General features: G+C 58.3%; 2 protein-coding genes. Both read left to right on the forward strand.

Annotation, left to right across the window (positions count from 1 at the left end; genetic code table 11):
* Positions 1-1,039, forward strand: a 1,039-nt coding sequence (locus U4Z64_RS37180) for an effector protein Tle3 domain-containing protein (RefSeq protein WP_321822671.1), incomplete at its 5' end; no start/stop codon positions are given.
* Positions 1,036-2,010, forward strand: a 975-nt coding sequence (locus U4Z64_RS37185) for a virulence factor (protein WP_321822672.1), incomplete at its 3' end; no start/stop codon positions are given. The genes U4Z64_RS37180 and U4Z64_RS37185, both read left to right, overlap by 4 nt.

Consider the following 2,010-nt stretch of genomic DNA (forward strand, 5'->3'; position numbering starts at 1 on the left):
CACGGCCGGTATCCTGACGCAGCGCGTGTTTGCATCGGGTTTCGCGGTCGGCGTGCAGAAACCGTACCGGTATTGGGAAGACGATTGGCGACACGGCAAACAAGGAACGAAGCCGGGGTTCTGGTATCCGCCGTCGCCGCCAGCCAAATTCAATCTGGTGGGTGCGATCAGAGGGAACGAGTCTGTGTTCGGTGTGGCGGCGACGCTCGTGACCGCGCCACTCATGTTCGTCGTGACCGGCATCAGTTCGGCATTGAACATGCTCCGTGTGAACGCCGATCCGCCGAAGGGCTGGACAGTGGTGGCGGATGCTCCGGCGCTTGACGAGCCATTCCCGCCGAAGGCCTTGCGATTCGGCAAGTCAGTCGCGACCAAGGACGGCGACGCGATCAGCGACTTCAACGAAGGCAACGATCCGCCGGCTGCATGGCGCGATGCGAACAAGGCTGACGCGGACAAGCGAGCCGACGACCCCTACGACCAGTACAAGGCGAAGAACCAGGACAGCGTCGCTCAAGGTACGGCCGCAACGGAAGCCGGACAACGTTACGAGGACCGCGCGCTGATGCGAATGGAAGCGCGTCGGACGCTAAACACCGAATGGCTCGACGGCGACGGCCACGTGATCGGCGAGGACGGCAAAAGCGCGATGCCCGAAGGCTACAAGGATTGGCGCGACAAACAGATCGTCGATTGGCTCGATCGCGGCACGACCAACAGCCCGACGAATCACTCGACGACGATGACCAACCCTGAGCATGCCGAAAAGGCGCTTGCGTATGACGTCGCTGTGGGCCTGTGCTATCTGACGGAAAAGCAGATCAACGCGCTGCGCGTTCAAGCCGACTGGCGCATGGCAAGTGGAATCTCGGATGACGATCGGAACAAGAAATTTGCGAAGTACTTCAAATCCGGCACCGTCGATGGACTCCCCATGCATAAATGGGTTCATGCAGAGAACAGTGAGGGCAACCTACCAGGCACGATCTTGGATGAACGCGAAGGTGAGTTCTATCTGAAGGCCGGAGACTTGATATGACGGCACTGATTGCTACATGGCCGCGCCGAATCGCATTTGCCATTTCGGCATGGCTGATCACTATCCTGTTCATGGCCTCGCTGGTCGCGTACGTAGAACAACCCGACCCGGCACATCTGGAAATAGGTGATTGGATGAAGCGATTGGTTCTCTTACCGGGTTTGGTCGCTCTTATGGTGCTTCTGTTCACCACGGCTGCGATGCGCGCTGCGCACGCCGGCTCCACTCTGAAGCCAGCAGCGAATGCAGCACCTGCTATAGAAAAAACGGCGGAGCCGATCATTGCCCAGGTCATCGGCCTGATCTGGCTGAATCCGTTGCAACGCAAGGACTATCCCACAGAGTGGCAATTGCTTTGGGCGCAGGGACTTGTAGCACCAAACAAGAATGACGATATGGTCCGCACGGATCCGAAGTCCTTTACTACAGTGCAATCAGTAGCCGGCATTGCGTACGGCAACGAGGGGCAGGAAACGTTCAAGGGCTTCTACCATAAGTACATGGAAGAATTCCTGGATCTGCTACGCAACCGCTACGCGATGAATGCATCGTACTTCTACACGGTTAAATCCGAGAACTCTCAGGATTGGCGCGAGCTGGCAGGCATCCACGTTGAGCAGGCAATCCCTGAACGACTCGAAATCGCCGAGTCGAGGGAGTTTTTGACCAAGGAAATTGCAGATACCTTCTTGATCGGAAATCCGCATTTCCCGACGATGTGGAGCCGCGACACGCCTCCCGACGTGCAAATCACTCAGGGCGGCGCAAACGCCGGCTTCACATCGCTGAACAACGCGCTGGACTACTTGCAGGCGAACCCTGACAAGACCGTATGGGCGATGAACTGGGACGCCCCGAACTTCCCGCCCATGGATGCGCAGATCAACGAGAACCTCGTCGTGCTGTTCCTCGCCGGCCCGAACTTCAACACCGAGCGCGAGCCGCTCGCCTGGATCGGCAAGGCCGCAACT

It is taken from the genome of Burkholderia sp. BCC1996 (genome assembly GCF_905339955.1).
In the GTDB taxonomy this organism is placed as follows: Bacteria; Pseudomonadota; Gammaproteobacteria; order Burkholderiales; family Burkholderiaceae; genus Burkholderia.